The sequence below is a fragment of the Arthrobacter sp. zg-Y820 genome, assembly GCF_030142155.1.
Lineage (GTDB): Bacteria > Actinomycetota > Actinomycetes > Actinomycetales > Micrococcaceae > Arthrobacter_B.
On record NZ_CP126247.1, the window covers coordinates 757,590 to 784,433 of the forward strand.

General features: G+C 67.0%; 21 protein-coding genes and 1 pseudogene. 8 read left to right on the top strand and 14 right to left on the bottom strand.

Going from position 1 to position 26,844, the window contains the following annotated elements:
- Positions 1 to 18: 18 nt before the first annotated feature.
- The 11 genes from QNO08_RS03405 to QNO08_RS03455 form a co-directional block, all read right to left on the bottom strand.
- Positions 19 to 777, bottom strand: a complete 759-nt coding sequence (locus QNO08_RS03405; RefSeq protein ID WP_229964513.1) for an SDR family NAD(P)-dependent oxidoreductase — start codon at positions 775 to 777, stop codon at positions 19 to 21.
- Positions 777 to 1,631: a fumarylacetoacetate hydrolase family protein gene (locus QNO08_RS03410; protein ID WP_229964514.1), complete on the bottom strand. Its 855-nt coding sequence runs from the start codon at positions 1,629 to 1,631 to the stop codon at positions 777 to 779. The genes QNO08_RS03405 and QNO08_RS03410 overlap by 1 nt, the downstream gene beginning before the upstream one ends.
- Before the next feature lie 60 nt (positions 1,632 to 1,691).
- Positions 1,692 to 2,657, bottom strand: coding sequence for an aldo/keto reductase (locus QNO08_RS03415; RefSeq protein WP_229964515.1), 966 nt, complete (start codon positions 2,655 to 2,657; stop codon positions 1,692 to 1,694).
- Positions 2,650 to 3,525, bottom strand: coding sequence for an amidohydrolase family protein (locus QNO08_RS03420; RefSeq protein WP_229964516.1), 876 nt, complete (start codon positions 3,523 to 3,525; stop codon positions 2,650 to 2,652). Before QNO08_RS03420 ends, QNO08_RS03415 begins: the two co-directional genes overlap by 8 nt.
- 1 nt (position 3,526) lies before the next feature.
- Positions 3,527 to 3,967, bottom strand: a complete 441-nt coding sequence (locus QNO08_RS03425; RefSeq protein WP_229964517.1) for an RbsD/FucU family protein — start codon at positions 3,965 to 3,967, stop codon at positions 3,527 to 3,529.
- 42 nt (positions 3,968 to 4,009) lie between these two features.
- Complete coding sequence (locus QNO08_RS03430) at positions 4,010 to 5,392, bottom strand: sugar porter family MFS transporter (RefSeq protein WP_229964518.1); 1,383 nt, start codon at positions 5,390 to 5,392, stop codon at positions 4,010 to 4,012.
- A gap of 95 nt (positions 5,393 to 5,487) precedes the next feature.
- Entirely contained in the window at positions 5,488 to 6,783 is a 1,296-nt protein-coding gene (locus QNO08_RS03435) for an enolase C-terminal domain-like protein (protein ID WP_229964519.1), read from the bottom strand.
- A 253-nt stretch (positions 6,784 to 7,036) separates the two neighbouring features.
- Complete coding sequence (locus tag QNO08_RS03440) at positions 7,037 to 9,856, bottom strand: FAD-binding and (Fe-S)-binding domain-containing protein (protein ID WP_229964520.1); 2,820 nt, start codon at positions 9,854 to 9,856, stop codon at positions 7,037 to 7,039.
- Between the two features lie 145 nt (positions 9,857 to 10,001).
- Positions 10,002 to 10,514 (bottom strand): CinA family protein, encoded by a 513-nt coding sequence (locus QNO08_RS03445; protein WP_229964521.1) that lies wholly within the window; start codon positions 10,512 to 10,514, stop codon positions 10,002 to 10,004.
- 135 nt (positions 10,515 to 10,649) lie between these two features.
- Positions 10,650 to 11,501, bottom strand: coding sequence for a FadR/GntR family transcriptional regulator (locus QNO08_RS03450; protein WP_229964522.1), 852 nt, complete (start codon positions 11,499 to 11,501; stop codon positions 10,650 to 10,652).
- Between the two features lie 494 nt (positions 11,502 to 11,995).
- The gene (locus QNO08_RS03455) at positions 11,996 to 13,741 is read right to left on the bottom strand and encodes an L-lactate permease (RefSeq protein ID WP_229964523.1); all 1,746 of its coding nucleotides are present in this window, start codon (positions 13,739 to 13,741) and stop codon (positions 11,996 to 11,998) included.
- Between the two features lie 189 nt (positions 13,742 to 13,930).
- Here QNO08_RS03455 and QNO08_RS03460 point away from each other — a divergent pair, with 189 nt between their 5' ends.
- The 3 genes from QNO08_RS03460 to QNO08_RS03470 are packed head-to-tail and all read left to right on the top strand — an operon-like array spanning position 13,931 to position 16,898.
- The gene (locus QNO08_RS03460; RefSeq protein ID WP_229964524.1) at positions 13,931 to 14,731 is read left to right on the top strand and encodes a (Fe-S)-binding protein; all 801 of its coding nucleotides are present in this window, start codon (positions 13,931 to 13,933) and stop codon (positions 14,729 to 14,731) included.
- Positions 14,728 to 16,266: a LutB/LldF family L-lactate oxidation iron-sulfur protein gene (locus tag QNO08_RS03465; protein ID WP_229964525.1), complete on the top strand. Its 1,539-nt coding sequence runs from the start codon at positions 14,728 to 14,730 to the stop codon at positions 16,264 to 16,266. The genes QNO08_RS03460 and QNO08_RS03465 overlap by 4 nt, the downstream gene beginning before the upstream one ends.
- The gene (locus QNO08_RS03470; RefSeq protein ID WP_229964526.1) at positions 16,263 to 16,898 is read left to right on the top strand and encodes a LutC/YkgG family protein; all 636 of its coding nucleotides are present in this window, start codon (positions 16,263 to 16,265) and stop codon (positions 16,896 to 16,898) included. Before QNO08_RS03465 ends, QNO08_RS03470 begins: the two co-directional genes overlap by 4 nt.
- 134 nt (positions 16,899 to 17,032) lie before the next feature.
- Here the strand turns inward: QNO08_RS03470 and QNO08_RS03475 are convergent.
- A pseudogene (locus QNO08_RS03475) lies at positions 17,033 to 17,923 on the bottom strand (alpha/beta hydrolase); the annotation flags it as partial.
- A gap of 236 nt (positions 17,924 to 18,159) precedes the next feature.
- Between QNO08_RS03475 and QNO08_RS03480 the strand changes: the two are divergent.
- Genes QNO08_RS03480 through QNO08_RS03500 form a run of 5 tightly spaced genes read left to right on the top strand, consistent with a single transcriptional unit; the run spans position 18,160 to position 24,323 of the window.
- On the top strand, positions 18,160 to 19,680 hold the full coding sequence (locus tag QNO08_RS03480) for a sugar ABC transporter ATP-binding protein (RefSeq protein ID WP_229964527.1): 1,521 nt from the start codon (positions 18,160 to 18,162) through the stop codon (positions 19,678 to 19,680).
- Positions 19,677 to 20,729 (top strand): ABC transporter permease, encoded by a 1,053-nt coding sequence (locus QNO08_RS03485; protein WP_229964528.1) that lies wholly within the window; start codon positions 19,677 to 19,679, stop codon positions 20,727 to 20,729. Before QNO08_RS03480 ends, QNO08_RS03485 begins: the two co-directional genes overlap by 4 nt.
- The gene (locus QNO08_RS03490) at positions 20,722 to 21,813 is read left to right on the top strand and encodes an ABC transporter permease (protein WP_229964529.1); all 1,092 of its coding nucleotides are present in this window, start codon (positions 20,722 to 20,724) and stop codon (positions 21,811 to 21,813) included. The genes QNO08_RS03485 and QNO08_RS03490 overlap by 8 nt, the downstream gene beginning before the upstream one ends.
- Positions 21,814 to 21,828: 15 nt before the next feature.
- The gene (gene rhaS, locus QNO08_RS03495) at positions 21,829 to 22,872 is read left to right on the top strand and encodes a rhamnose ABC transporter substrate-binding protein (protein WP_229964530.1); all 1,044 of its coding nucleotides are present in this window, start codon (positions 21,829 to 21,831) and stop codon (positions 22,870 to 22,872) included.
- Between the two features lie 5 nt (positions 22,873 to 22,877).
- On the top strand, positions 22,878 to 24,323 hold the full coding sequence (locus QNO08_RS03500) for an L-fucose/L-arabinose isomerase family protein (protein ID WP_229964531.1): 1,446 nt from the start codon (positions 22,878 to 22,880) through the stop codon (positions 24,321 to 24,323).
- A 44-nt stretch (positions 24,324 to 24,367) separates the two neighbouring features.
- Here the strand turns inward: QNO08_RS03500 and QNO08_RS03505 are convergent, their stop codons facing one another.
- Both QNO08_RS03505 and QNO08_RS03510 read right to left on the bottom strand, forming a co-directional pair.
- A complete protein-coding gene (locus QNO08_RS03505) occupies positions 24,368 to 25,252 on the bottom strand; it encodes a LysR family transcriptional regulator (protein WP_229964532.1) in 885 nt (294 codons plus the stop codon).
- A gap of 91 nt (positions 25,253 to 25,343) precedes the next feature.
- Positions 25,344 to 26,810, bottom strand: coding sequence for a DUF5129 domain-containing protein (locus QNO08_RS03510; RefSeq protein ID WP_229964533.1), 1,467 nt, complete (start codon positions 26,808 to 26,810; stop codon positions 25,344 to 25,346).
- Positions 26,811 to 26,844 lie beyond the last annotated feature (34 nt).

Consider the following 26,844-nt stretch of genomic DNA (forward strand, 5'->3'; position numbering starts at 1 on the left):
ACGTCTTGAGGGGTGAGGCTACGCGCCGACGGGCCTCAGCCGCAGACCGTCCATGCCACCGTCGACCGCCAGGCAAACGCCTGCGGTGGACTTGTTCCGAGGACTGGCCAGGTAACAGATCGCCTCGGCGACCTCTTCGGGCTCCACCATCCGGCCGTGCGGCTGGCGGGCGTTCAGTGCTGTCCGCTCCGCCTCGGGATCAGCGGCTTTGCTCAGCAGCCCCCCGATCCACGGAGTGTTGGCCGTGCCGGGGCTGACGCAGTTCACCCGGATCCCTTCGCGGATGTGGTCGGCGGCCATCGCCAGCGTCATGGAGCGGATGGCACCCTTACTCGCGGAATACAGTACCCGCTCTGGCAGCCCGGCTGCAGCGGCAATCGAGGAGGTGTTCACAATCGCAGCATGCGCTGATTCGCGCAGGTAGGGCAGCGCCTCACGGGATACCCGGGCCACGGACAGCACGTTCACGTTCAGAACGCGGGCCCATTCGTCGTCGTCATTCGCCGCGACGTCGCCCTGGGCGCCAATGCCCGCGTTATTGACGACGACGTCGATGCCTCCCAGCACCCGGGCGGCCTCGGCGACGGCGGAGCGCACGGAATCGGAATCCCCGACGTCGCAGCGGATTCCCACCGCCCCTGCGGGCGCCTGTTCCGGACGCAGGTCCAGGACGCCAACCTTTGCACCCGACTCCAGCAAGCGCTGCACCGTTGCTGCCCCGATGCCGGAGGCTCCGCCGGTGACGATCGCTGCCAGTCCCTCAAATTCCGCTGCCATTACTTGCCCGCCTCAATCCGGTTGTACTCCTGGCGCTGTTTGCCCAGCCCCTCGATTTCAATCTCGGTGACGTCCCCGGCCTGCAGGTAAGGGAAGCGTCCGGAGAAGGCAACGCCCTCCGGGGTGCCGGTGCAGATGATGTCGCCCGGCTCGAGTTGCATGTACTGGGAGAGGTCGCGGACGATATCCGTCACGGAGAAGATCATGTCCCGGGTGGACGAGTCCTGCCGCGGCTCCCCATTGACCCAACTGCGCAGCCGCAGGTCCGCGGGATCAATGCTGTCGGCTGTGCGGAGCACCGGTCCGGCGGGCAGGAAATCCTTCACGCATTTGCCCTTGCTCCACTGACCGCCGGAGACGTCCATCTGGTAGCTCCGCTCCGAAAGGTCGTTCACCGTCATGTACCCGCCGATGGCGTCAGCGGCCTCGGCATCGGACTGCAGGTAAGCGGCGGGCTTGCCGATGACGATGGCCAGTTCCACTTCCCAGTCGGTTTTTTCCGAGGCCGGCGGGATGCCCACGGCGTCGTAGGGCCCGGTCAGCGTGTTCGGCGTCTTGAGGAAGACAATCGGGTGCGTCGGCGGCTGCGCACCGGATTCCGCGGCGTGCGCGGCGTAGTTCTGACCGATGCAGATGATCGCCGAGGGACGGGCGACCGGAGCGCCGATCCGCTGCCCGGCCGGGTTGACGGCGGTCAGCTCGCCGGCCGCGAGAGCTTGGGCCACCCGCGCCGGGCCCTCGGACCAGAAGTCGGGATCGATGTCCGCGACAATGCCGGCCAGCGAGTAGGAGGTGCCGTTCTCCACGACAACGGGGGTTTCCGAGCCCTTGGGCCCGATGCGCATGAATTCCATAAGGTTCCTGTTCGATCGATGGTGCGTTGGTTCAGCCGGTGGTGTGTGGGCAGGTTTTGGTCAGCGGATGAAACCGAGGGCGGCTGCATCGGCCCAGAATTGTTCGGGGATGGCGGCGCCGCTCAGGGCAACATTTTGTTCCACCTGTTCCGCCGTGCGCATGCCCAGGACGATGGCGGCCACCGCCGGTTCCCGATAAGGGAAGGCGAGGGCAACTGCGGGAAGCGTGGTGTCGTGCTTCTCCGCCAGATCGGCCAGGGCATTGGCACGCTCCAACATCTCCGGCGGCGCGGGGGCGTAGTTGTAAGTGGCGTCGGGGGCCGGCCGGTCCTTGGACAGCAGCCCGGAGTTGAAAACGCCCACGTCCACAATGCCCACCCCGCGCTCGCGGCAGGCGCTTATCAGGTTCCCGGCGGCGGCCTGTTCCAGCAGCGTGTAGCGGCCCGCAAGCATGACGACGTCGACGTCGGTCTCCCGGACAAAGCGTTCCAGCATCGCCGACTGGTTCATCCCGGCGCCGTAGGCACCGATCACGCCCTGGTCCCGAAGCTCTGACAGGGCAGGAACGGCGCCGGCCACTGCCTCGTCCCAGTGTTCGTCCGGGTCGTGGATGTACACCACGTCCAAGCGGTCCGTGTTCAGCCGGACCAGGCTCTCCTCAATGGAGCGCAGCACTCCGTCGCGGGTGTAGTCATAGATCCGGGTGAGGTCATCGGGTACGTCAAAGCCCTCCGTGTCCCTGCCCCCGGGTGCCGGGTTGGGGCGAAGCAGCCGCCCCACCTTGCTGGATAGCAGATAGCTGTCCCGGGGTTTTCCGGACAGCACCTGCCCAAGCCGGCGTTCAGCCAGTCCCAGGCCATAGTGGGGTGCGGTGTCGAAGTGCCGGATGCCCTGCTGCCACGCTGTTTCGACGGCGTCCAGAGCCTCGGCGTCTGGTACGGCACGGTAGAGGTTGCCGATGGGGGCTGCGCCGAAGCCCAGCGCGCCGGTGCTCCGGATGCGCTCCACGGTTTGGTTTTCACTCATGCGTTGTTCCTGCTTTCATGTAAATCCGTTCGGCGTTGCCTTCGGCAACAGCTTCGCGGTCCGGTGCGCTGAGCACGCAGAGCGTATCCTCCAGCAGCAAGGTCCACCAGCTCGCATAGGTGTCCCGCGGTGCCCGGGCCGTGGACACCGGCCAGTCACTGCCCAAGAGCAGCCGGCCCGGGTCCGCGATCTCCAGGGCCGCGGCCAGGAACGGTCGTATCTGTGCTTCGAGCGGTCTCTCCGGAGCGGCCTCCGGCGCAAGTCCCGAAATTTTGACCGTCACATTGGGGCAGTCCGCCAGCCGCTGCAGGTCCCGCGCCCAGGGTCCGACGACGCCGGAAGCCACCGGGGGCTTGCCCAGATGGTCCAGCACAATGGTCAGTTCGGGAACCTGCCGGGCGAAGGCTTCCAGCTCCGGGAGCTGACCTGAGCGAACGGTGGCATCAAAAACCAATCCGGCAGCGGCCACTGCCCTTGCACCGGCAATCATGGCCGGTGCAACGAGGGCACCGGGTTCCAGCGACTGGAAATTACGCCGGACGCCGCGCACCAGCGGAATCCGGCTTAGCCGGTCCAGCTCCGTGGACAGGCGGGTGTCGTCCTCCAGCGTCACTGCCGCCACGACCGCACCGATCCGGGGATCCCGCCGGGCCTGGTCCTGCAGCCACAGGGTTTCGTCCACGGCCTGATCGGAACGACAGCCGGCTTCAACGAGCACTATTTTCCGCACCGGCGACATGTCCGCGTCCAGCCCTGGGCACAGATCGGCGGCCAGACGGGGGACGTTCAGGACCGGACGGTCCTCCAGCCATGGGTAGGAAAACCGCCGCGGATCCCAGAAATGGACGTGGGTGTCCGTGATCCGCACGCTAGGCTCCCGGCAGCGAGGAGCCGGTTGTCCGCACGCCGATGGTCAGGAGCAGATTGGCGTACTGTCGCTGGTCCCCGCTGGCGATCACCACGCCGACGTCGGATCCCCGGGCGGCCTCGTAAAACGCGTGCCGCTCGTGGCCGAGCACCGGAACCTCCCGCCCCAGGAGGGCCCGGTAGCCGCCGACGCACGGTGCCCAGGCGCCGTCGTCGTCGGTCATGATTTCCGCTGACTCAATCGGACTGCTGACCGCCAGGACTTCCAGAATCTGGTCCACGGTGAGCAGGCCGGGACGCAAATTCAGGGCGATGCGCCGGGCGGACGCGGGGGCGCCGGTGTTGTGGGGATAGTTGCCGTCGGCGATGAGCACTTTGGTGCCGTGGCCGGACGACGCCAGCGCCTGCAGCAGGTCGGGGTGGGTGAGTTCGAAGCTGAGCATGGGTTTTTCCTTTAGCTGGACCGGTGAGGCAGGAGGATCGAATCAGCCGGCGGCGGCCAGTTTCCGGTCTTCCTCCACGCGCCAGTACTCCTCGATCTCCTCCAGGGACTTTCCTGAGGTTTCCGGGACGCGGCGCACCACATAGAAGAAGCCGGCAGCCGAAAGGACCGCGAAGAGCAGGAACACGACCGGACCGAAGCGCTCCATGGCCACCGGGAAAGCCGAAGCAAACACGGCGTTGAAGAGGTATTGCGTGAAGGTGATAACGCCCATGCCAATGGCACGCATCCGCAGCGGGAGCACCTCGGGGATGTACAGCCAGAACACCGGACCGAGACCGAAGCCGAAGGCAAAGGTGTACACGAAGACGGCGGCAATGCTGACAAAGCCCATATCCGGGAAAAGCCAGAGCACCACCATGGCCACAGCCTGGCCGGCCATGCTCACGGCCAGCATCTTGACCCGGCCCAGCCGGTCAATCAGCGGCAGCGAGATGGCGGTGGAGACCACCAGGGCGATGCCGACGCCGTAGTTGGCGATCATGCCGGCGTTTTCGCCCATCGATTCAATGTCAGCGAAGATGATCGGCGCGTAGTAGACCACCGCGTTGATGCCGGTGAAGACCTGGAAGAAGGTAAGGATGAACAGGACCGTCATTGCCGGCCGGGCCGAGCGGAAAAGCTGCCCGACGCCGGCGCCCTGGTTCTGCAGGCTGCCTTCGATCTCGGCGACTTCAGCCGCGGCGAGTTCGCGGGTGGCCCGCAGCTTGGTCAGGACGGTGAGGGCTTCCTCGCGGCGGCCGCGCATGATCAGCCAGCGGGGGCTGGCCGGGCTGAGGTACATGCCGACCAGGAAGATGATGGCAGGAAAAGCGCCGGCTCCGAGGATCCACTGCCAACTGCCGGAGGCCTGCAGCGCGTCGCCTGCGATGTAGGCGCACAGGATGCCGACGTTGACGGAGAGCTGGTACAAAGCGGTCAGCAGTCCCCGAATGCGGGTCGGGGCGAGTTCGGCCAGATAGATCAGGCCGAACATGTTGGCGATGCCCACAGCCAAGCCCAGGAAGAACCGGGCGTACATCAGGACCGTGATGTTCGGAGCCAGGGCGCAGGCAACGGAGCCGACGACGAAGATCACCGCGGCGACCAGCAGCAGATGGCGACGGTCGAACCGGCGGGCGGCGAGCGTGGCGCCGATGATCGCGGGCAGCGCTCCCCAGAGCAGCAGCGAGGTAACCAGACCCTGGGTTCCGGCGTCGATTCCGAAGTCGTTGATCAACAGGGGCAGGGCACCGGATATGGCGCCGGAGTCGTAGCCGTACAGCAGGCCTGAAAACCCGGCAAGGACGGCGATGAAGACCACCGCTTTGGGGATGGTTTCCTTGCTGTGGTCGCGCTGGTGAAGCTGGTCTGGATCCTGGATCATCAAAGGTCTCTTCTATGAGGCTGAAAAAGGCAGGGAAGAACGAGCGGAACTAACGTGGGGCCGAGGCGGACGCCGGGGCGGGGTCGGCTGGGACCTTAGGACCAGACGGAGCCGGTGGGGTAGAGGTAGCCGGCCACGGAGGACTGGATCATTTCCATTCCGGCACCGGGTGCTGCCGGCGGCCAGTAGCGGCCGGCACGCACGTCGACCGGAACGGTGAAGTGCTCGTGCAGGTGGTCGACGAACTCGATCATCCGGCCGTCCATGGCACCGGAGACTGACACATAGTCGAACATGGAGAGGTGCTGGACTGCTTCGCAAAGCCCCACTCCTCCGGCGTGAGGGCAGACCGGGACTCCGAATTTGGCCGCGAGCAGCAGGATGGCGATGTTCTCGTTAACGCCGGCAACGCGGGATGCATCGATCTGGAGCACCTGCAGGGAACCGGCCTGCAGCATCTGCTTGAAGATCACGCGGTTCTGCACATGTTCTCCGGTGGCAACCGGGATCGGGGCGATGGCCCGGGCGATGGCTGCGTGGCCCAGGACGTCGTCGGGGCTGGTGGGCTCCTCGATCCAGGCTGGATTGAAGGGGGCCAGATGAGCCATCCATTCGATGGCCTGGTCCACGTCCCAGCGCTGGTTGGCGTCCACTGCAATCCGGAAGTCCGGACCGCAGACCTCGCGCGCCACCCGCAGGCGGCGGATGTCGTCGTCGAGGTCGGCGCCGACTTTGAGCTTGATTTGTTCGAAGCCGTCAGCCATTGCTTCCCGGCACAGACGGGTGAGCTTCTCGTCGGAGTAGCCCAGCCAGCCGGGCGTGGTGGTGTATGCCTCGTAACCGACCCGCTTGAGGGTGCTGATGCGTTCCTGCCGGCCCGGCTCGGCTCGCCTGAGGATGTCGAGGGCTTCGGCAGGAGTCAGGGCATCGGTGAGGTAGCGGAAGTCCACCAGGCCCACGATTTCCTCCGGGCTCATTTCGGCTAACAGAAGCCACAGGGGCTTGCCTTCGCGCTTGGCCCGCAGATCCCACAGTGCGTTGATGACCGCACCGATTGCCATGTGCATCACGCCCTTTTCCGGTCCGAGCCAGCGCAACTGTGAATCGTGGACAAGTGTCTTCCAGAAACCGCCGAGGTCTGCCAGCGTCTCTTCAACGTTGCGGCCGGTGAGGTAGCCGGCAAGGGCAGTGATTCCGGCGGCCTGGACGTCATTGCCGCGGCCGATCGTGAAGACGAATCCGTTTCCGGTCAGGCCGTCATCGGAGTCTGTCCCGATGCTGAGGTAGGCGGCGGAGTAGTCCGGGTCCGGGTTCATTGCATCGGAGCCGTCCAGGTCCTGCGACGTCGGGAATCGGATGTCCTGGATATCCACGCGGGTGATGGTGCTCAAGAACTGTGCCTGCCTAACAAGTCAGCCGGCTCGAAGGTGCCGGAACGTGATCGATATCACGAGCTAAACATCCTATGTTCGTAGTGTCAAACTGCGACGTGTGACACTCCCAAGGCATGGAGAGGCCGTATCGGACACTAAGCAGGCTGAACTTGGCTGCATGACATCGGGTCAATATTGAATCCACCGTACAGTGCCTTCGTTGCCGGCTCCGTTCAGGCTCAACCCGTGCGCGGAGCAGCAGTCCCCGCACCTACCGCGTCGCCTCCGCCAGATACTCGAGCACGTGCCGGTAGGTGTGGCCGGTGGCCTTGGACATGCCGATCTCGCAGGTCCGGTTCACCGAGGCGTAGGCAGCGAACTCGCGCTCGTTGATTTCCGCCGCCTGCCGGTCGGTGGCCGAGTCCGTCAGCTCCGGATGCAGCAGCCCGCGGTCGCCGGCAAACGCGCAGCAGCCCCAGCTCTGCGGCACGAACACCTCGTCCGCCACCGCATCGGCCACGGCGTGCAGCGCCTCGTTGGCGCCAAGCTGGGTGGACGAGCAGGTGGGATGCAGTGCCATCGACGGCAGCTTCGCCGTCACGGCCAGCTGCGGCAGCACCGCGTCCCGCACGAACTCGACCGAATCGACGAACTGCAGCCCCGGGTAATCCGGGCTTTCCCCGGCCAGCCGCTTCATGGTGTCCAGACCCTCCGTGCAGGACGCGGCGTCGCAGACCACCGGCAGTGCCCCGCCGCCGGTGGCTTCCCACAGGTTGGCCAGCACGCGTTCGGTCATCACCGAGTAGCCCTTGGCGAAACCCTTGGACTTCCAGGGCGTTCCGCAGCACAGCTCGCCGATGCCGTTCGGGATGCGCACGCCCACCCCGGCGCGGCCGCACAGTTCCAGGAAGGCTGCGGACACGCCGTCGCCGGTGCCGGCCGGACCAAACATGGTGCCGATGCAGGCAGGGAAATACACGGCCACAGCGGCCGGATCCTCCAGCGGCCGCCGCTTTGAACCGCCGGCCGGCAGCACCGTGGCGTAGGCCGGAACGGTATCGCTGCCGGCAACGGCGCGCGCGACGGCGGTGGCCGCCTTGGGCAGCAGCGGCGGCATCGCCTTGGCCAGGCTGAGGGCCTTGCCGCCGGCCACGGTCACCGTGGACCAGTGCTCGGCAGCGGTCTTCCAGCCGATGTCGGCGACGGGATTGGCGTCCTCCTTGCGCAGCCGGCGGACCAGGTCTCCGGTGTTGATCAGGACCGGGCAGGCGGTGACGCACATGCCGTCGACGGCGCAGGTCTGGACGCCGTCGTAGTCGTAGTCCTTGCGCAGCTCCTTGGCCAGGGCCGCGTCGCCGCGGGCTTCGGCGGCGGCGATCTCGCGGCGCAGGACAATCCGCTGGCGCGGAGTGGTGGTCAGGTCCTTGCTGGGACAGACCGGTTCGCAGTAGCCGCACTCCACGCAGCGGTCCACTTCCGCCTCCACCGTGGGCGCCACCTTGAGGTTCTCGATGTAGGCCAGCGGGTCTTCATTGATGAGCACGCCGGGGTTGAGCAGATTCGGCGGATCGACCAGGGACTTGAGCTCGCACATCACCGCGTACAGTTCATCGCCGTACTGGCGGCGGACAAATGCGGCCATGATCCGGCCGGTGCCGTGCTCGGCCTTGAGCGAGCCGCCGTTGCCCAGCACCAGGTCAACCATTTCCTCGGTGAACGCCTGATAGCGGGCAAGCTCCACCGGATCGTCGAAGCGTTCGTTGAGCATGAAGTGGACGTTGCCGTCCTTGGCGTGGCCGAAGATGACCGAATCGCGGTAGTGGTGTTCGGTGAAGAGCCGGGACAGCTCCCCGCAGGTGGCCGCCAGGGAGGGGACCGGCACCACGATGTCCTCGAGCAGGGCATTGGTTCCGGACGGGCGGGCGCCGGCCACCGTGGTGTACAGGCCCTTGCGCAGGTGCCACATGGCGGCCCGGTCCTTCGCGACCGACGTCATGGCGAACGGGGCGGCCAAGGGAAGGGACTCATAGAGTGCCCGCGAGTTCTCCCGCTTCTCCGCCAGCTCCTCGGCGGTGCGGGCCTGGTGCTCCACCAGGAGGGCGGCGTGGTCGGAGATCTGCAGCTCGCGCAGCTCCGGGGGAGCGGTCGGGTCGGCGGCGGCCACGCGCAGCGACGTCGAATCCATCAGCTCAATCGTGGCCAGTCCGGAGGCGACCAGTTCCGGCAGGGCGCTGGCGGCGCGGTCCAGCGAGTCAAAAAACATCAGCCCGGTGGCCACCTTGGGCAGCGCCGGAACCGTCCGGAACGTCGCTTCGGCCACGAAGCCCAGCGTGCCTTCGCTGCCGACCATCAGATGGGTGAGGATGTCCAGCGGGCTCTCGTAGTCCAGGAAGGAGTTGAGCCCGTAGCCCATGGTGTTCTTCATGGAGAACAGCCGCTCGATGGTGGCCACTGAATGCGGGTTGGCAACGATCCGGCCGCGCAGCCGCAGCAGCCCCTCGACGAGCGCCGGTTCCAGGGTGCGCAGCTTGGTTTCGGCGTCGGGCGCTGCCGTATCGAGGACCGTGCCAGAGGGCAGGACCAGGGCCATGGACTCGATGGTCTGGTAGGTGTTGAACTCGGTGCCGCAGGCCATGCCGGAGGAATTGTTGGCGACGACGCCGCCGATGGTGCAGGCGATTTCCGACGCCGGATCGGGCCCGAGCTTGTAGCCGTGCGCGGCCAGCCGGGAGTTCACGGCGCGCACCGTGGCTCCGGGCTGCACGCGGACCCGGGCACCGCCGTCGAGCACCTCGATGCCGCGGAAGTGCTGGCGGGTATCGATCAGGAGGCTGTCGCTCTGGCTTTGGCCGGAGAGGGAGGTGCCGCCGGAGCGGAAGGTGGCAGGGATGCCCAGCTTCCGGCTGCGGCTCAGCAGGGCGGCGACCTCCTCCGCCGTGCGCGGCGTCGCCACGGCCTCAGGGATCATCAGATAGTGGGAAGCGTCGTGCGCCATTTTGCGCCGGTCGATTTCCCGGGTGCTGATGTGTTCGGTGCCGAGGTCGGCGACGGAGGTCGCTGACGGGACGGGGGCTTCCGTGTGAAGGTTCATTTTTCGATCCAACCGTTCCAGGGAGCTGCGGTGCTCCGCCTCCAAATGTAGGCCTGATCACGCCCCGGCGAAAGTTGGTCAGACCACATGAAGGGGCGATGCAGCTCCTTCAGCCGGATTTGGAGGACTTACCCGAGTAGCGCGGCTACCGGATCCCGCGGTCCGCCAGCAGCTTTTCCAGCCGCTCCTCCAGCAGCTCGAGCGCGGCGGCCACGGTGGAGTGGATGACGGTTTCCGGATCCCCCTCGAAGAACCGTTCAATGACGTCGGGGTGCTCCTGGTTGGCGGCGGTCAGGCCGAAAAAGACGGTGCCGGGCTCCTGGTCGTCCTGCGGTTCGGGGCCGCCGGAGCCGGTGACCGCCAGGACCAGGTCGGCGTCCAGCAGCTTGGCCGTGCCCGCGGCCATCTGGGCCGCCGATTCCTCCGACACCACTGCCTCGGCCGTCACGCCCAGGACCGTGCGCTTAACGGAGGTGGCGTAGGCGGTGAGCCCGCCGAGGAACCAGTCCGACGACGACGGCGCGGCCCCCAGGAACGAGGCCAGCATCCCGCTGGTCAGGGATTCCGAAACCCCGATGGTCACGCCGGTGCCCTGGATGCGCTCGGCAATGCGCTCAGCAGTTTCGGTGGAAACCGTGTCCTGGCTGGAAGTGGACAAGGACTTCTCCTGTTCGTCGGTGCTTTGTGATGACCGAGATTTTATCAGGCTGCTTACCAGTTTTAGGTGCGTTGGAGCCGGGTCGGAGCGGCTGCGCCTGGGTGGGGCCGGCGGCCGGTTTGCAGCGGGTCGGAGCTAGGCGGAGCCGGCGGATTTTTCGTCAGCGGAGTCCTCGTCGGGAATCTGCGCATAGAACCACTCGATGTGCTCGCGCAGCAGGCGGGCGGCGTCGTCGCCCCGGCGGTTTGCCACCGCCTCGTGGATGCCGTGGTGCTGGGCCTGCAGCTGGGTCATGACGGCGGGCCAGTTTTCCATGCCGTCGACGGCGTTCTTGACGTAACCGCTGATGGCTCCGCTCAGGGACGCCATCATGGTTTCGATGACGGCGTTGCCGGCCAGCGAGCTGAGCTCCACATGGAACTGGGCGTCCAGCAGGTGGAAGGCTTCGCGCTCAATATCCGGGGCATCCATGGCCTCCAGCAGTGCGGCGGCCCGGGCCAATGCGGCGTCCGCGGCCTCCGACGGCGGCCGGGCGGCGGCGGTGGTGGCCGCCCAGGTTTCCAGCAGGACACGGGTCTGCACGATGTCCGCCACCGGCAGCCGGCTGCTGGCCATGTGCAGGCGCAGGGCGGAGGACAACCCAGCCGAAGGTTCGGAGATGATGATGGCGCCGGACTTCGGCCCGGACCCGGAGGAGGACCTCAGTACGCCCATGGCGTCCAGGATGCGGATGCCTTCCCGGACGGAGGCACGGGAAATGCCGTAGGTTTCGGCCAGCGTCCGCTCGCCGGGCAGCTGGTCGCCCAGTGCGATGGCGCCGGAGCGGAGGTCGGCTTCAATGTTTTCCAGCAGCAGGTCGTAGCTGCGGCGCGGGTGCTCTGTCACCGCTCCATCCTGCCATGCGCCGATGCGGTGGGGTGCCGGGGTGTCGGTGCCGGTGCCGGGACGCCGATGCGGCAGGGCGGCCGGGTGCGCTCCTTCAGTCATGCTGGCACCGGCGGAGCCGAGGAGCTGCGGAAAATCGGCCACCTCGGGGTGAATCGTCCGGGTGCCTTCCGCTCGCCGGCGAACCTTGCGCCATCATCTCCAGAACCCGGCCCTCGCGCTTGTACTGGATCTCTCGTGCAGATAATGCACTGACCGGGGCTCCGCCGGAGTCTCTCGTGCAGATAATGCATTGAAAAGGAGTCATTTCGGAGAAAGGAGGCCCTGATCTGCACGAGAGATTTCGCCAGACTGCATTATCTGCACGAAGGATGCGCGCCGGCCGCCGCCACCGCCGAGGGACGCCGGCCGCCACCATCGCCGTGGGGCAGCGGCCGCCACCAGAATCGGGCGGGCGCCGTTTTCCGCGGGGATAACCCCGGAAAATCGGCCGCACCGGGGTGAATCGTCCGGTTGGGGAATCTGCCGCCGGTCCGCAGCGGCAGCAGATTCCAAAACGGCAGCAGATCCCCAGAAAGCGGCGGAGCCGGCAGGACCTACGGCAGCATCCAGCCCAGGATCGGCGTGGACTGCAGGTACACCAGGGTGCACAGCACCAGCAGCAGGCCCAGGCTCCAGCCGACGACCTTGCGCAGCAGCACCGATTCCTGGCCGTCCAGCTTCACGGCGGTCACGGCGATGGCGAGGTTCTGCGGGCTGATCAGCTTGCCCACGACGCCGCCGGAGGTGTTGGCAGCCACCAGCAGGTTCGGATCAATTCCGGCTTCGATGCCGGCGGTCTGCTGCAGGCGGGCGAAGAGGGCGTTGGCGGAAGTGTCGGAACCGGTGACGGCGGTGCCGATCCAGCCCAGCACGGGGGAGAGGAACGCGAAGAACGCTCCGGTGCCGGCCAGCCAGGTGCCGATGGCCACGGTCTGTCCGGAGAAGTTCATGACGTAGGCCAGGGACAGCACGGAGAGGATGGTCAGTCCGGCCCAGCGCATGTTCCAGATGGTCCGGAAGATCTCGGCCACACCGTTGCCCACGCTCATGACGTACCGGCCGCCGTCGTCGTACTTGGCGTAGACCGCGCTCACGATCAGGCCGGTGAACAGCAGCAGCGTTCCGGGGCTGGAAAGCCAGTTGAACGTGTAGATGGTGGAGGAGACGGGCTCGCCGGAGGCATCCAGGAGCCGGTCGTGCAGCCAGGGCCACGGAACCTTGATGTCGGTGGAGGCCAGGAGGGCGGGAATGTCCGCGCCCCACTTCCACAGCTTGGCGATGCCGAAAATCAGGATCACCAGGAAGTAGGGGAACAGGGCCAGCAGCGTGCGGGAGCGGGTGAGGGAGTTGCCGTCCCGAACCGCAGCGGCGGCACCGCGGCCGGCGCCGGACTGCGAGCCGGCCGATCCGGTGACCGAGCCGGTGACCGAGGCGGCGAGGGCGGGCAGGCCCATGCGCTCGCGGGCGGCTTCCCGGCCGCGGGGCTGCCAGAACCGCAGGAAGACGACGGCAGCACCGAGGCCGGCCAGGGCTGCCACGATGTCGGTGAGTTCGTAGGAGAAGAAGGTCGAGCAGAGGACCTGGGCCGTGGCAAACGCGACGCCGGTAATGACGGCGGCGGGCCAGGTGTCCCGCACGCCGCGGCGGCCGTCGAGGATGAAGACCAGGATTAGCGGGACGAAGATGGCCAGCAGCGGTGCCTGGCGGCCCACGATGGTGCCGATGTGGTCGGCGTCCAGACCGGTCAGCGAGGCTGCGGTGGTGATCGGAATGGCCATGGCGCCAAAGGCCACGGGGGCGGTGTTGGCCACCAGCACGGCGGCGGCTGCCTTGAGCGGCTTGATGCCCAGGGCCACCAGCATGGTGGCGGTAATGGCCACCGGTGCGCCGAATCCGGCCAGGGCTTCCAGCAGGCCGCCGAAGCAGAAGGCGACCAGGATGGCCTGCACGCGCACATCCCCGCCGCCGATCACGTCGAACACCCGGCGCAGGTCCTCGAACCGGCCGCTGAGCACGGTGATCTGGTAGAGCCAGATGGCCATGATGACGATCCACAGCACCGGGAACGCGCCGAAGACGGCACCCTGGGTGGCGGAGAGCGCCGCCAGTCCGGCCGGCATCTGGTAGGCGAAGACGGCGACGGCGAGGGCCACCAGCAGGGCGATTCCGCCCGCGAGGTGGGCCTTGACCTTGACGTAGGCCAGCAGCACAAAGAAGGTCAGCAGTGGCACCAGGGCCACCAACGCCGAAACGGCAACACTATCGAGCACTGGATCGGTGCTGGGGATGAATGACTCCACTGGGTCCTCCGCGTAGTTCTGGACAGGGCATGGTCAGGCCACAGTGGTCAGACCATTGGCGAGTCTAGCGCAGAACTCCGATTTCTGTGATGGTAGTCACCAGCACCGAGGGCCCGGATGTGACAGGCCCAACATGTTCTACTATGGTCAGACCACACGTACGGGGTGTCGCCCCGCTGAAAGGCAGCCATGAGAATCGCTCTATTCGCCACCTGCATCGTGGATGCCATGTATCCGCGCACCGCCCGGGCCACCGTGGACATTCTGGAGCGGCTGGGCCACGAAGTCGTGTTCCCCTCCGGTCAGGCCTGCTGCGGGCAGATGCATGTGAACTCCGGCTACCTGCCCGAAGCCGTGCCGGTGGTCCGCAACCACATCGAGGCCTTCGAGTCCCAGGAGTACGACGTCGCCGTCGCACCTTCGGGCTCCTGCGTCGCCTCCGTCAAGCACCAGCATCCGATGGTCGCCCGGTCCTGCGGCGATGCCAACCTGGCGGCCCGCGCCGAGGCGGTTGGCGCCAAGACCTACGAGCTCTCCGCACTGCTCACCGACGTCCTGGGCGTCACCGATGCCGCCGCGCAGCTGGGGTCCTGGTTTCCGCACAACGTCACCTATCACCCCAGTTGCCACGGCATGCGCCTGCTGCGGTTGGGCGACCGGCAGCTGAACCTGCTGCAGAGCGTGGAGGGCATCACCGTGGCGCCCCTGCCGCAGGCCGACCAGTGCTGCGGCTTCGGCGGCACCTTCTCCATGAAAAACGCCGACGTCTCCACCGCGATGCTCGAGGACAAGGCGGCAAACATCAAGGCCACCGGCGCTGACCTGTGCTCCGGCGGCGACGCCTCCTGCCTGATGCACATCGGCGGCGGGCTGTCCCGGCAGGGCAGCGGCGTCTCCACCCTGCACTTTGCTGAAATCCTTGCCAGCACTCGGGACAATCCGGTGTCCGTCACCGGTGACGTCCTGGTCGGCGGAAAGGCCTCCCGATGAGCACCACGTACCTGGGCATGCCCACCCTCCCGGTCTTCGGGCAGGGCAACCTCAACGCCGTCGAGCCCTTTCCCCGGGCCGCCAAACGCGAACTGGGCAACAGCCAGCTGCGCGCCAACCTGGGCCACGCCACGCACACCATCCGCGACAAGCGGCTGCGCGTGGTCGGAGAGCTGCCGGACTGGGAGGACCTGCGCAACGCCGGCAGCGCCACCAAGGAAGCGGTCATGGCCCAGCTGCCCGAACTGCTGGAGCAGTTCGAGAAGAACTTCACCGCCCGCGGCGGCATCATCCACTGGGCCCGCGACGCAGCCGAGGCCAACGAAATTGTCCGCGACCTCATCCGGGAGCAGGGCGTGGACGAGGTGGTCAAGGTCAAGTCCATGGCCACCCAGGAAATCGGGCTGAACGAATACCTGGAAGAACAGGGGATCGCCGCGTTCGAAACGGACCTCGCCGAACTGATCGTCCAGCTCGACCATGACAAGCCCAGCCACATCCTCGTGCCGGCCATCCACAAGAACCGCACCCAGGTCCGGGACATCTTCCTGCGCGAAATGCCAGGGGTCGATCCGGACCTCACCGACAACCCCGCCAAGCTGGCCGAGGCTGCGCGGGCGCACCTGCGCCGCAAGTTCCTCTCCGCCAAGGTTGCCGTCTCCGGCGCCAATTTCGCGATTGCCGACGCCGGCACCCTCGCCGTCGTCGAATCCGAGGGCAACGGGCGGATGTGCCTGACGCTGCCCGAAACCCTGATCACCGTGATGGGCGTGGAGAAGCTGCTGCCGTCCTGGCAGGACCTTGAGGTGTTCATGCAGCTGCTGCCGCGCTCCTCCACGGGCGAGCGGATGAATCCGTACACCTCCCTGTGGACCGGCGTCACCGAAGGCGACGGACCGCAGAACGTGCACCTGGTGCTGCTGGACAACGGCCGCAGCGCCGCGCTGGCGGATGAAATGGGCCGCTCGGCGCTGCACTGCATCCGCTGCTCGGCCTGCATGAACGTGTGCCCGGTCTACGAGCGCACCGGCGGCCATGCCTACGGCTCCACCTATCCGGGACCGATCGGCGCGATCCTCTCACCGCTGATGACGGGCATCGTCTCCGAGGAGAACAACTCCCTGCCGTACGCGTCCTCGCTCTGCGGCGCCTGCTACGACGCCTGCCCGGTGAAGATCAACATTCCCGAAATCCTGGTGCACCTGCGCGCGGAGGACGTGGACAGCAAGCGCGGCAAGAAGAAGCTGCCCACCCAGATGGACCTGCTGATGAAGGGCGCCTCCTGGGCGTTCTCCTCCGGCAAGCACCTGGGCCTGCTGGAAAAGGGCCTGCCGCTGGGCCGGATCGCCGCCGGCCGGAAGAAGAAGATCACCAAGCTGCCCGGCATCGCCGCCGGCTGGACCCAGAGCCGGGACATTCCGGCCCCGCCGGCCTCGTCCTTCCGTGACTGGTGGGCCAAGGAGCACGAAACATCAGCAGCCGGCGGCGCGGACGCTGCGGCGCAAACCATCACCAAGACTGAGGATCAGGCATGAGCGCACGGGCAGACATCCTGGAGCGGCTGCGGTCGGCGCTGCGCGACAGCCCGGCCGTCCCGGAGATTCCGCGGACCTACCGCGAGGACTCCGGCATGAGCGCCGAGGAACGCATCGAGATGCTGGTGGACCGGCTGGTGGACTACAAGGCCGGCGTCACGGTGGTGGACCGGGCCGGGTTGGCGCCGCGGATTGCCGAACTGCTGAGCGGCGCCGCCAGCTATGTGGTTCCGGCGGGGATCGACGCCGGCTGGCTGGCCGCCGCCGAAGCCGCCGCGCCAGGCCGCCGACGCACCGACGACGCTGCCGCGCCGCTGAGCGTGGCGCAGCTGGACGCGGTGGACGCCGTCGTCACCGGCAGTGCCGTCTCGGTGGCCGAAACCGGCACGATCATCCTGGACGGCAGTCCCAACCAGGGCCGCCGCGCCATCACTCTGGTGCCCGACCATCACATCTGCGTGGTGGGAGCCGACGACGTCGCCGGCATCCTTCCGGAAGCCCTGCGCCGGCTGGACGGCACGCGGCCGCTGACCTGGATCAGCGGGCCCAGCGCCACCTCCGATATTGAGCTCGAACGCGTGGAAGGCGTGCACGGACCGCGGAACCTGGACGTGGTCATCGTCCGGTCCTGAGGCCGCGCCGCGCCTGCGGTGACGTCCTCCAGGAAAGCGACGGTTTCCTGCAGCGACTCCCTGGCCTCGGGCCGGTGCAGCTGGAACTGGTACTCGTGTCCCAGCGCCGGCCGGTAGCCCTTCGGCCAGAACCGGCGGATCACCGGCACCCCCACTTCCTCCAGCCGGTCCGCCAGGGGCACTGACTGCGTGCTGGTCAGGTAGTCGCCGTTTCCGCCGGAAATGTAGGTGGGCGGAAAGCGGTGATCCACGTGCTTCGGAATGGACATGTGCCCCGCGGCGGGGGTGGCGGCCCAGTCCTTGGACCCGGTGTAGGCCCAGAGCGCCTTCTTGAGCCCCCAGCCCACGGGGCCGGTCAAGCGGGCCTCGGACGTAAAGTCGTAAACGCCGCAGTGCAGCAGGATTCCGCGCAGTTGCTCCGGGGCGGCGGCGGGAACCACCCCGGTCTCGCCGGCGTACTCCGGGTTGGTGATGGCCAGGGCCAGCTGTGCGGCCAGCTGCGCACCGGCGGAGTCACCGGCCAGGACAATCCGATGGGGATCGAGCCCGTACTTGTCTGCGTGTTCGCGCACAAAGCCCAGGGCGGCGTTCAGCTCTTTCACGGCGGCCGGATAGATGACTTGGGGCGAGATCGAGTATCCGACGCCCACCACGGCGTACCCGTACCCGGCGAGGATCCTCAGATACGGCGCCACATCTTCCTTGGAGCCGGAAATCCATGCCCCGCCGTGTATCCACATCACCACCGGCAGCGGTTTCCGGTCCGGAGCATCCGGCAGGAACAGGTCCAGGGTCGGCTTGGCCCCGGACCCCAAATACGGCAGGCCCCGGTGTCCGGTCACTCGGAGCCCGGGAATATGGGGGTGGATCTTTTTCAGCGGGAAGTTGCCCACGCCGGAGAAGAGTCCGCGGATGAGCATCGCGGAGGGGCGGGGATCCCGCTGCAGCGGGACAGCGGCAGCAATTCCGGCAGCGGCGACCACTCCGGCCAGGAGCCCCGCAGTGGTGAGCGAGGAGAACTTCATCTTTTTAACGTAGGAGTCGGCACCGGGCGGCCTTTGGCCGTTTCGCCGCCAGGAAGCGGCAGCGGAGCGGCGGCTGCGAGGAATCTCATGGCCGCCGGTGTTCGGCGGCACTGCCGGAAGCAGGCCGGCGGGATTTCCTTGACGTGAGCGGGATCACGCCCCTACGATCAGACGAGCCCGTTTGAAACGGTTCATTCGGTTCCTGTCCCGTCGGCCGCAAAGGTGCGCATCACTGAATGTCAGACACGCCAGCCACTTCGGAAACCGCAGTCCTGACCCTGTCCGGGGCCTTGAAAACCTTCGGGCCGGTCATCGCGCTGGCGGACGGCACCATCGAACTTCGGGCCGGAGAAATCCACGCCCTCTGCGGGGAAAACGGTGCGGGCAAGTCGACCCTGGTCAAGATCCTCGCCGGACTCTACGCCCCTGATGAGGGAGCCTTCAGCGTTGCGGGCCGCCCGGTGAACTTCCGCTCCGTCGCGGACAGCAAGGCCGCGGGCATCTCCGTCATTTACCAGGAGCCCACGCTGTTTCCCGACCTGTCAGTGGCGGAGAACATTTTCATCGGACGCCAGCCGCGTAATCGGATCGGACTGATCGACCACGCCCGCATGCGCGACGGCGCCGCGGAACTTTTCGCCAGGCTCGGCGTGGACCTTGATCCGGCCCGGACAGCTGAAGGGCTGTCCATCGCCGACCAGCAGATCATTGAGATTGCCAAGGCCATTTCGCTGGACGCGAGCGTCCTGGTCATGGACGAACCGACGGCGGCCCTGAGCGGGGTTGAGGTGGAGAGACTCTTTACCGTCGCCCGCTCGCTGCGCGGAGACGGCGCGGCGATTCTTTTCATCTCGCACCGCTTTGACGAGGTGTTCAGCCTCGCTGACCGGATCACCGTGATGCGTGACGGCCGCTACATCGCCACCCATGCCACGGCATCAACCAGCATCGAGGAAATTGTCCGGGACATGGTGGGGCGGGAGGTCGATTCGCTGTATCCCAAGGGCGAGACCGAGGTCGGTGAGCCCGTCCTTACCGTTGAAGGGCTGCAGCGCCGGGGTGTGTTCACCAGCATCGGTTTTGAAGTCCGGGCCGGAGAGATCGTGGCTCTCGCGGGCCTGGTGGGCGCCGGGCGCACGGAAGTTGCGCGGGCCATTTTCGGCATCGACCGGTACGACGCCGGCAGCGTGTCCATCAGGGGACGGAAGCTCAAACCCGGCCAGCCGAAGGCCGCCATCGCAGCCGGCGTCGGCTTTGTCCCCGAAGACCGCCGCAAACAGGGACTCGTGATGGGCCTGTCGGTCGGCCGCAACACCACCCTGACCCTCCGGGACCGGTTCCGCACGCTGGGGCTGATCAACGGGCGGGCCGAGCAGGCCGCGGCCCGGGAATGGACGACCAAGCTGCAAGTGAAGGCCTCAACCCTTGAGCAGCCCGTCAGCACGCTGTCCGGCGGAAACCAGCAGAAGGTGGTCCTGGCCAAGTGGCTCGCCACCAAACCGGCGCTCCTGATCATCGACGAACCCACCCGGGGCATCGACGTGGGCACCAAGAGCGAGGTGCATCGGCTGATCTCCGAGCTGGCCGGCCAGGGGCTGGCGATCCTCATGATTTCCTCCGAACTGCCGGAGGTCCTGGGCATGGCGGACCGGGTCCTGGTGATGCACGAGGGCCGGATCTCGGCTGAGCTGGACCGGAGCGGAGCCAGCGCCGAAGCCGTCATGCATGCAGCCACCGGCTCCGGCGGGCACCGATGAGCACGCCAACGGCCCAGACTCCCGCGGCGAAGCAGCCCCGGGCTCTCCCGCTCCGCCGGCAACGGCAGTTTCCCAACGTGTTCCGGCTCCGGGAGTTCCCCGTCACCGCAGCCCTCGCGGTGCTGGTCGTGGCCACCGCCGTCGTCAATCCGCTGTTCCTCTCGCCGCAGGGCTTGAAGGACCTCATGCTCAACGCCACTGTGATGGTCATCCTGGCCGTTGGGCAGACCATGGTGATTGTCACCCGCAACGTGGATCTGTCCGTCGGGTCGATTCTCGGCCTGGTCGCCTTCGGCACCGGTGCGGTCTTTGCCGGTGCGCCGGACATGCCGATTCTGGCGGTGGTCTTGCTGGGCATGGCCTTCGGCTCTGTCCTGGGTCTTTTCAACGGCCTGCTGGTGACGCTGGCCAAGGTCCCCGCACTGGTCATCACGCTGGGCACGCTGTACATCTACCGCGGTGTCAACAATGCCTGGGCCGGCGGAACCCAGTACTTTGCCGGCGACCGGCCGGAGGCCTTCGGAGCCCTGTCGGTGGATACCTTCCTGGGCATTCCGATGATTACGCTCGTGGCCATCGCTGTGGTGATCACCGCCGCCGTCTTCATGTCGGGCACCCGCTCCGGACGGGATTTTTACGCCGTCGGCTCGGACCCCGAGGCAGCCAGGCTCTTCGGCATTCCGGCGTCCAAGCGGATCCTGACGGCCTTCCTTGTCAACGGAGCCCTGGCCGGGCTCGCCGGCGTCCTCTACGCGAGCCGCTTCAACGCGGTGGGCGCGACAACCGGATCCGGGCTGGAACTGGACGTCGTCGCAGCGGCCGTGGTTGGCGGCGTCGCGATCTTCGGCGGAAGCGGCACGGTGGTCGGCGCGGCGATCGGCGCCCTGCTGCTCAACACCATCACCAGTTCGCTCACCGCCATTCGGGTCGACAAGTTCTGGCAGCAGGCCGTGGTGGGCACCCTCATCCTGGCCGCCATCCTGATCGACCGCCTCGCCGGACTGCGCCGCGCACGCAACCTGCGCGAGAAGGAAGGCCGAAATGTCTAGCCCCGCCATGCCGCGAGCCGCGGCGGCCGTGGACACCAGCACACCGCTCAGCGGCGTCGAAAAAATCCGGGGCCCGCGGTGGTGGGCCGGCCGCGACGCGGTCATGGTGTACCTCCTGGCTGCGTTTGTCCTCTACGCGATCATCACCATTCCGCGCTTCGCGTCACCGGTGACCACCGGCTTCCTGCTCCTGGACGTGATTCCCACGCTGCTGATCGCGATGCCGATGACCCTGATCATCATCACCGGGGAAATCGACCTGTCAGTGGCCAGCGTTGCCGGGGTCTCCAGCGCCGTCCTGGGCGTGCTGTGGGCGGGAGGGACGGGCATCTGGGCGGCGATCGCCGTCGCGCTGGTGTGCGGGCTGGCTGCCGGAGCACTGAACGGTGCCCTGATCGCCTTTCTGCAACTGCCCTCCCTGGCCGTCACCATCGGGACGCTCGCGTTGTTCCGCGGGTTGGCGCTCGTGGTCATCGGCGACAACGCCGTGGCTGATTTTCCGGTGGAACTCACCTCGCTGGCATCGGACAAACTGGGCGGAACCGGCATTCCGGTCCTGATGCTTCCGGCGCTGGCCCTGGTCGTTGCCGCCGGGCTGGTCCTGCACAAGAGCTCCTTCGGCCGCGGCCTGTATGCCATGGGCTACTCCAAGGAAGCCGCGCAGTTTGTCGGGATCAGCGTCGAATGGTCCAAGTTCTGGCTCTACGTTGCCAGCGGCCTCGTATCGGCAGCGGCCGGCATTTTCTGGACCTTCCGCTACACCAGCGCCCGCAGCGACAACGCCTCGGGGCTCGAACTGCTGGTTATTGCGGCGGTGCTGCTGGGCGGAGTCTCAATCTTCGGAGGCAAGGGGAGCATCGTCGGCGTCGTTGCCGGCGTGCTGCTGATCGGCAGCCTGAACTACGCGCTGCGGCTCGACCGGGTCTCCGACGTCGTCCTGGTGACCCTGACCGGGATGCTGCTCATCGCGTCCGCCGTGGCACCGAGCATCGGTGCCGCCATCGGACGCAGGCGCCACGATCGTCGGCTGCGCCGACGCTTGGCCGAAGAACCCATCAAACCCGGCGGACCGTCCGCTGAGTGAAGGAAGGAAACAAAGATGTTCACTCCCCGCTCCACCGCCCGGCGGCGCATCACCGTCATGACGTCCCTCGCGGCCGCCGCGGCCCTCGCGCTCTCCGGTTGCGCCGGCAGCGAAGACGACGGATCCGGCAGCACCGACGACGCCACGGTCACCTTCATTCCCAAGCAGCTGAACAACCCCTACACCGACGTCGTGCTGGGCGGCGGCGAGCAGGGCGCCACCGACGCCGGCTTTGCCGAAAGCAACGTGGTGGGACCGCTGGAGGCCTCAGCCTCCAGCCAGGTCACCTTCATCAACGCCGAAACGCAGGCAGGAACCAACGCCATCGTCCTGGCCGCCAATGACCCGGACGCCGTCTGTTCGGCGCTGGGCGAGGCGCGCGACGCCGGGGCCAAGATTGTTGCCTTCGACTCCGACACCAACCCGGACTGCCGCGACGTGTTCATCAGCCAGGTGGTGGCCAAGGACGTGGCCCTCATCCAGACCGAGCTCATTGCCGAGCAGATCGGCGGCGCGGGCAAGATCGCCATCCTCTCGGCCACCGCCAACGCGACCAACCAGAACGAATGGATCAAGTACATGGAGGAGGAGCTCGCCTCCAACCCCGAGTACTCGGAAATTGAACTGGTGGCCAAGGTCTACGGCGACGACGACGACACCAAGTCGTTCCAGGAAGCGCAGGGCCTGATGCAGGCGCATCCGGACCTCAAGGGCATCATCTCGCCGACAACCGTGGGAATTGCGGCCACGGCACGCTACCTCTCCACGTCGGACTACAAGGGCAAGGTGGCGCTGACCGGGCTGGGGCTGCCGAACGAAATGCGCTCCTTCATCAAGGACGGCACGGTTTCCGAGTTTGCCCTCTGGGACCCGGCGCAGCTGGGAACCGTTGCCGCGTTCGCCGCCAAAGCGCTGGTGGACGGCTCCATCAGCGGTGAACCCGGTGACACCTTCACCGCCGGCGAGCTGGGGGAGCGGACGGTCGAGGAGGACGGCGTGGTGATCGTGGGTCCGCCTACGGTGTTCAACGCCGAGAATATTGACGACTACGACTTCTGACAGCCATGAACCTGTCCCCGGGCAGCATGGCAGCGGTTACCGCACCCATCCGCCACCGCGCGAGGATTGGCCTGGTCTCCGGAGGGTTGGGCGCCTACTGGCCGCAATTCCCCGGGCTGCTGCCGCAGCTGAGGGAGTCGGCGGCATACGTCGGCCAACGTTTCGAGGAGACCGGCAACGACGTCGTTGACGCCGGTTTTGTTTCGGACGCCCAGGACGCGGCCCGGGCCGCGGAACGGCTGCGGCAGGCGGACTGCGACCTGATTGTCCTGTTCGTGGCGACCTATCTGACCTCCTCCATGGTCCTGCCCATTGCGCAGCGTTCGGGCACCCCGGTGCTGGTGGTTGACCTGCAGCCCACTGAAGCGATGGACCATGCCCGCACCGGCACCGGGGAATGGCTCGCCTACTGCGGGCAGTGCCCGGTGCCTGAGCTGGCCAACGTCTTCCGGCGGGCCGGCATCCCCTTCCGGTCGGTTTCGGGCTACCTGCGGCAGGAAGCGGCCTGGGACCGGATCACGAGCTGGGTTCGGGCGGCAGCGGTGCGCGGACGCCTGCGCACCGCGCGGCACGGCCTCATGGGGCATCTCTATCCGGGGATGTTGGACGTGTCAACGGACCTGACCACTGTCAGCGCCACCTTCGGCTCGCACGTCGAGGTGCTGGAGTTCGATGACCTGCGCGAACGCGTCAACGCCGTCACGGAGCGGGAAACCGCGGACCGGGTGGCCCTGGTGCGGGAAGTCTTCGAGCTGGACCGCTCGGTTCACCTGCCGGAGCTGGAATGGGGTGCCCGGGTCTCGGTTGGCCTGGACCGCCTGGTGGACGACTTCGCCCTGGATTCGCTGGCCTACTACCACCGCGGACTGGCCGGAGAACTTCACGAACGGCTGGGTGCGGGGATGATCCTGGGAGCCTCGCTGCTGACCGCCCGCGGGGTGCCGATGGCCGGCGAGTATGAACTGCGGACCTCCGTGGCCATGCTCGCCGCCTCGGCCCTGGGCGCCGGAGGGTCGTTCACCGAAATCCAGGCGCTGAATTTCTTCGACAACGTGGTTGAAATGGGCCACGACGGGCCGGCGCATCTGCAGATCTCCGCCCGGCAGCCGCTGCTGCGCGGCTTGGGCGTTTACCACGGCAAGCGGGGCTGGGGCGTGTCGGTGGAATTCGATGTCCGGCCCGGTCCGGTGACCGCTTTCGGAATCGGCCAGGACCGGGACGGCAGCTACGTCTTCGTCAGTTCCGAAGGCACCGTGACCGAGGGCCCGCTGCTGCAAATCGGGAACACGACGTCGCGGGTGGACTTCGGCGGGGATCCCGGGCTGTGGGTGGATCTCTGGGCTGCCACCGGCGTCGGGCATCACTGGGCGCTGTGCCTGGGCCACCGCCGGGCGGAACTGGCCGCCGCCGCCTCGTTGCTTGGCCTCGAGCATCGGCATGTTCAGCTCTGACTCCGGAGGTGCCGTGCTGTAAAGGTGTCAGCTGCCGGGGCCGGCTAGGTGCTTGGTGTCCGCAGAAGCTCGAGCACCCGGCCCAGCGCCGGGTTGGCGGAATCCCGGTTCCAGATGGCGTGCAGCTGCACCGCATCCGAGGCCTCTCCCGCCAGCGGCAGATAGGAGACGCCCTCAAACTGGAGGATCCGGGCGGATTCCGGGACGATGGCGACACCCCGGCCGGCAGCCACCAGCGCCACCATCGTCAGGATCTGGCTGACGGTGTGAATGACGTTGTGGTGTTCAATCGGAATCAGGCGCACGGCCAGGTCGTAAAAGTATCTGGCCTTGGTGGAGGAGTGCATGATCAGCGGCGTATCGCGGAGATCCGCGGCGGTGATGGGCCGGTTCAGGGCGTCGAGGGGATGGCCGGACGGGACAGCCAGCCGCAGGTCCTCGGAAAACAGCAGGTGGGACTCGAAGCGTTCGGTGTCAAAGGGCGGCCGGGCCAAGCCAAGATCCAGATCGCCGTGGGACAGCGCCTGGATCTGCTCGCTGGTCACAAGCTCCTCCAGCTCCACGTCCACGCCCGGCAGGGCTTCGGCGATCTCCCGAAGGATCGGTCCCAGCCGGCTGTAGCCGGCGGCGGCCGTAAAGCCGATCCGGATGATGCCGGCGCTGCCCTGCGCCATCCGCCTGGCGGTGCGCGGGGCGCGGTCGGCCGCCGCGACCAGCTTCCGTGCCTCAATCAGGAAAGCGCGGCCGCCGGCGGTCAGGACCACATTGCGCTTGTCCCGCTCGAGCAGTTCCACGCTGACTTCCCGTTCCAGCTTCTGGATCTGCCGGCTGAGCGGAGGCTGGGTCATGTTGAGCCGGACGGCAGCCCTGCCGAAGTGCAGTTCCTCGGCGACGGCGATGAAACTCCGGGCCTGATCCAAAGTAAACATAATGCCTTCCAGGTCTCGCGCAGTGCAGTAACCGTTCCCGGCCCGCTGATAGCTGTCTTCACTTCACCCGGGAGACCCCATGAAACGCAACTCAGAACCGGCCGGAGCTGCCTGCTCCGGAGAAACTGCCGCCCGAGCTGCCGTATCCGGTGGAGCTGGAACCCGACTCGGAGGAACGGGCCGATTCCACGCTGCTGGTGCCGTGCTGGATGCCGGAGTTGAAGCTGCCCACCGAGTAGTAGAAGTAGGCGGGAAAAGCGGTGTCCACGATGCCGGGGCGGTAGCCGTCCCGGTGCAGGCGGCGCGGCTCGGCGGCCTTCTTCAGTTCCTCCTGCATGAGTTCCCGCTCGGCGCCGGACTTTGTTTGGGCGGCGATCACGGTTTTTGCATGGTGCTTGAGCAGCTCCGAGAGCTCGGTGCGGCTGGCCTTGATGCGGTCAAGCGCCTGCTCGGGGGTGATCCGGTCCTCCGTCAGCGCCGTGGAGGCCGCCGCGAGCTGCTCCCGGGCCTGCTGCCGGAACGCGCGCAGCGCGTGCGCCGTGGCGGAGTCCTTCTCGGCCGCGCCCCTGCCTTCCAGCTGGTCGTCGAGCAGGTCAAGGTCTTCGAAGAGCGGTCCGGTTTGGCGGTCCCAGGCGCGTTCCCAGCCCGGCGCCTTGTTCAGCAGCGCGTTGGTGTCAGCGATGACGTCGTCCAGGCCGTCCAGCTCCATGGCGGCGTCGGCATACTGTTCCAGCACGGTGGTGCTGGAGCGCTGCTTCAGGTCCTTGTCGGTGAGCGCGTGTGCCGCATTGTTGAGCTCGGTCGCAGTGTTGTAGCGGACCATGAAGGTTCGGTATTCCTCCAAGACGCGAGCACCGTAGGAAGAATCCGCCGGAATGGTGTTGGCGTTAACCTCCGTTGCGTCCAGATCGTGGGTCACGCTGGAGTAGCTGGCATCGGCGTCGGCCAGGAGCCTGCGGTTTTTGCGCTGCCGGTTCCAGCGCACCAGCACGTACGTGATGGACGAGACCAGGCCTGCAAGCACCGCAGCGCCGGCACCGAGAATAACGGCGGGGGAGAGGTACCAGGGCCGGTTGATCAGCTTTGCCGCCTCCTCGACGGCGGCGATGGTGCCCTCGGTCCAATTGGCCTCGGCGAAGAGGCTGTTCGTCTCCTCCCTGATGTCTTCCTGCTGGCTCAGGGGAATTTTCCGGTCCTCGCCGTAGTACGTTCCGGTCCAGCGGCCCGTCGGATCCAGCGCGAAGATGAACAGTCCGTCCGCCCACTTCTGCCCGTCCCCGCTGAGCCACTCCGGATGCTGCTCCCGGGCGAAACGGAGCACTTCGGCGTTGAGGACGGTGCCGTCCTCGTTGCCAGCCGGGCCGTTGTAGGTATAGACGGCCACCGTTGTCGGTTCCCGGAACTCGATGTCTTCCAGGGCGGGCAGGAGCGTGTTGGCGTCCAGCACGCCGGCCGTGTCCTCCACAATCACCTCCTCCGGGGTCACGGCGGCCGCTGCCGCCGCACCTCCCGTCAGCGTGATGAGGCTCAGCAGTAAAGCGGTCAGTGCCCGGCGCATGGTTCTCCCCGTGTCGGTGGCGGATTTCTGGACG

What these genes read in the sequence shown, in the direction of transcription:
- QNO08_RS03410 (WP_229964514.1), bottom strand. Translation starts at nt 1,631, where the DNA reads ATGGAATTCATGCGCATCGGGCCCAAGGGCTCGGAAACCCCCGTTGTC.
- rhaS (WP_229964530.1), top strand. Translation starts at nt 21,829, where the DNA reads ATGTTCACTCCCCGCTCCACCGCCCGGCGGCGCATCACCGTCATGACG.
- QNO08_RS03425 (WP_229964517.1), bottom strand. Translation starts at nt 3,967, where the DNA reads ATGCTCAGCTTCGAACTCACCCACCCCGACCTGCTGCAGGCGCTGGCG.
- QNO08_RS03510 (WP_229964533.1), bottom strand. Translation starts at nt 26,810, where the DNA reads ATGCGCCGGGCACTGACCGCTTTACTGCTGAGCCTCATCACGCTGACG.
- QNO08_RS03480 (WP_229964527.1), top strand. Translation starts at nt 18,160, where the DNA reads ATGTCAGACACGCCAGCCACTTCGGAAACCGCAGTCCTGACCCTGTCC.
- QNO08_RS03505 (WP_229964532.1), bottom strand. Translation starts at nt 25,252, where the DNA reads ATGTTTACTTTGGATCAGGCCCGGAGTTTCATCGCCGTCGCCGAGGAA.
- QNO08_RS03470 (WP_229964526.1), top strand. Translation starts at nt 16,263, where the DNA reads ATGAGCGCACGGGCAGACATCCTGGAGCGGCTGCGGTCGGCGCTGCGC.
- QNO08_RS03490 (WP_229964529.1), top strand. Translation starts at nt 20,722, where the DNA reads ATGTCTAGCCCCGCCATGCCGCGAGCCGCGGCGGCCGTGGACACCAGC.
- QNO08_RS03500 (WP_229964531.1), top strand. Translation starts at nt 22,878, where the DNA reads ATGAACCTGTCCCCGGGCAGCATGGCAGCGGTTACCGCACCCATCCGC.
- QNO08_RS03460 (WP_229964524.1), top strand. Translation starts at nt 13,931, where the DNA reads ATGAGAATCGCTCTATTCGCCACCTGCATCGTGGATGCCATGTATCCG.
- QNO08_RS03405 (WP_229964513.1), bottom strand. Translation starts at nt 777, where the DNA reads ATGGCAGCGGAATTTGAGGGACTGGCAGCGATCGTCACCGGCGGAGCC.
- QNO08_RS03465 (WP_229964525.1), top strand. Translation starts at nt 14,728, where the DNA reads ATGAGCACCACGTACCTGGGCATGCCCACCCTCCCGGTCTTCGGGCAG.
- QNO08_RS03430 (WP_229964518.1), bottom strand. Translation starts at nt 5,392, where the DNA reads ATGATCCAGGATCCAGACCAGCTTCACCAGCGCGACCACAGCAAGGAA.
- QNO08_RS03440 (WP_229964520.1), bottom strand. Translation starts at nt 9,856, where the DNA reads ATGAACCTTCACACGGAAGCCCCCGTCCCGTCAGCGACCTCCGTCGCC.
- QNO08_RS03415 (WP_229964515.1), bottom strand. Translation starts at nt 2,657, where the DNA reads ATGAGTGAAAACCAAACCGTGGAGCGCATCCGGAGCACCGGCGCGCTG.
- QNO08_RS03485 (WP_229964528.1), top strand. Translation starts at nt 19,677, where the DNA reads ATGAGCACGCCAACGGCCCAGACTCCCGCGGCGAAGCAGCCCCGGGCT.
- QNO08_RS03450 (WP_229964522.1), bottom strand. Translation starts at nt 11,501, where the DNA reads ATGACTGAAGGAGCGCACCCGGCCGCCCTGCCGCATCGGCGTCCCGGC.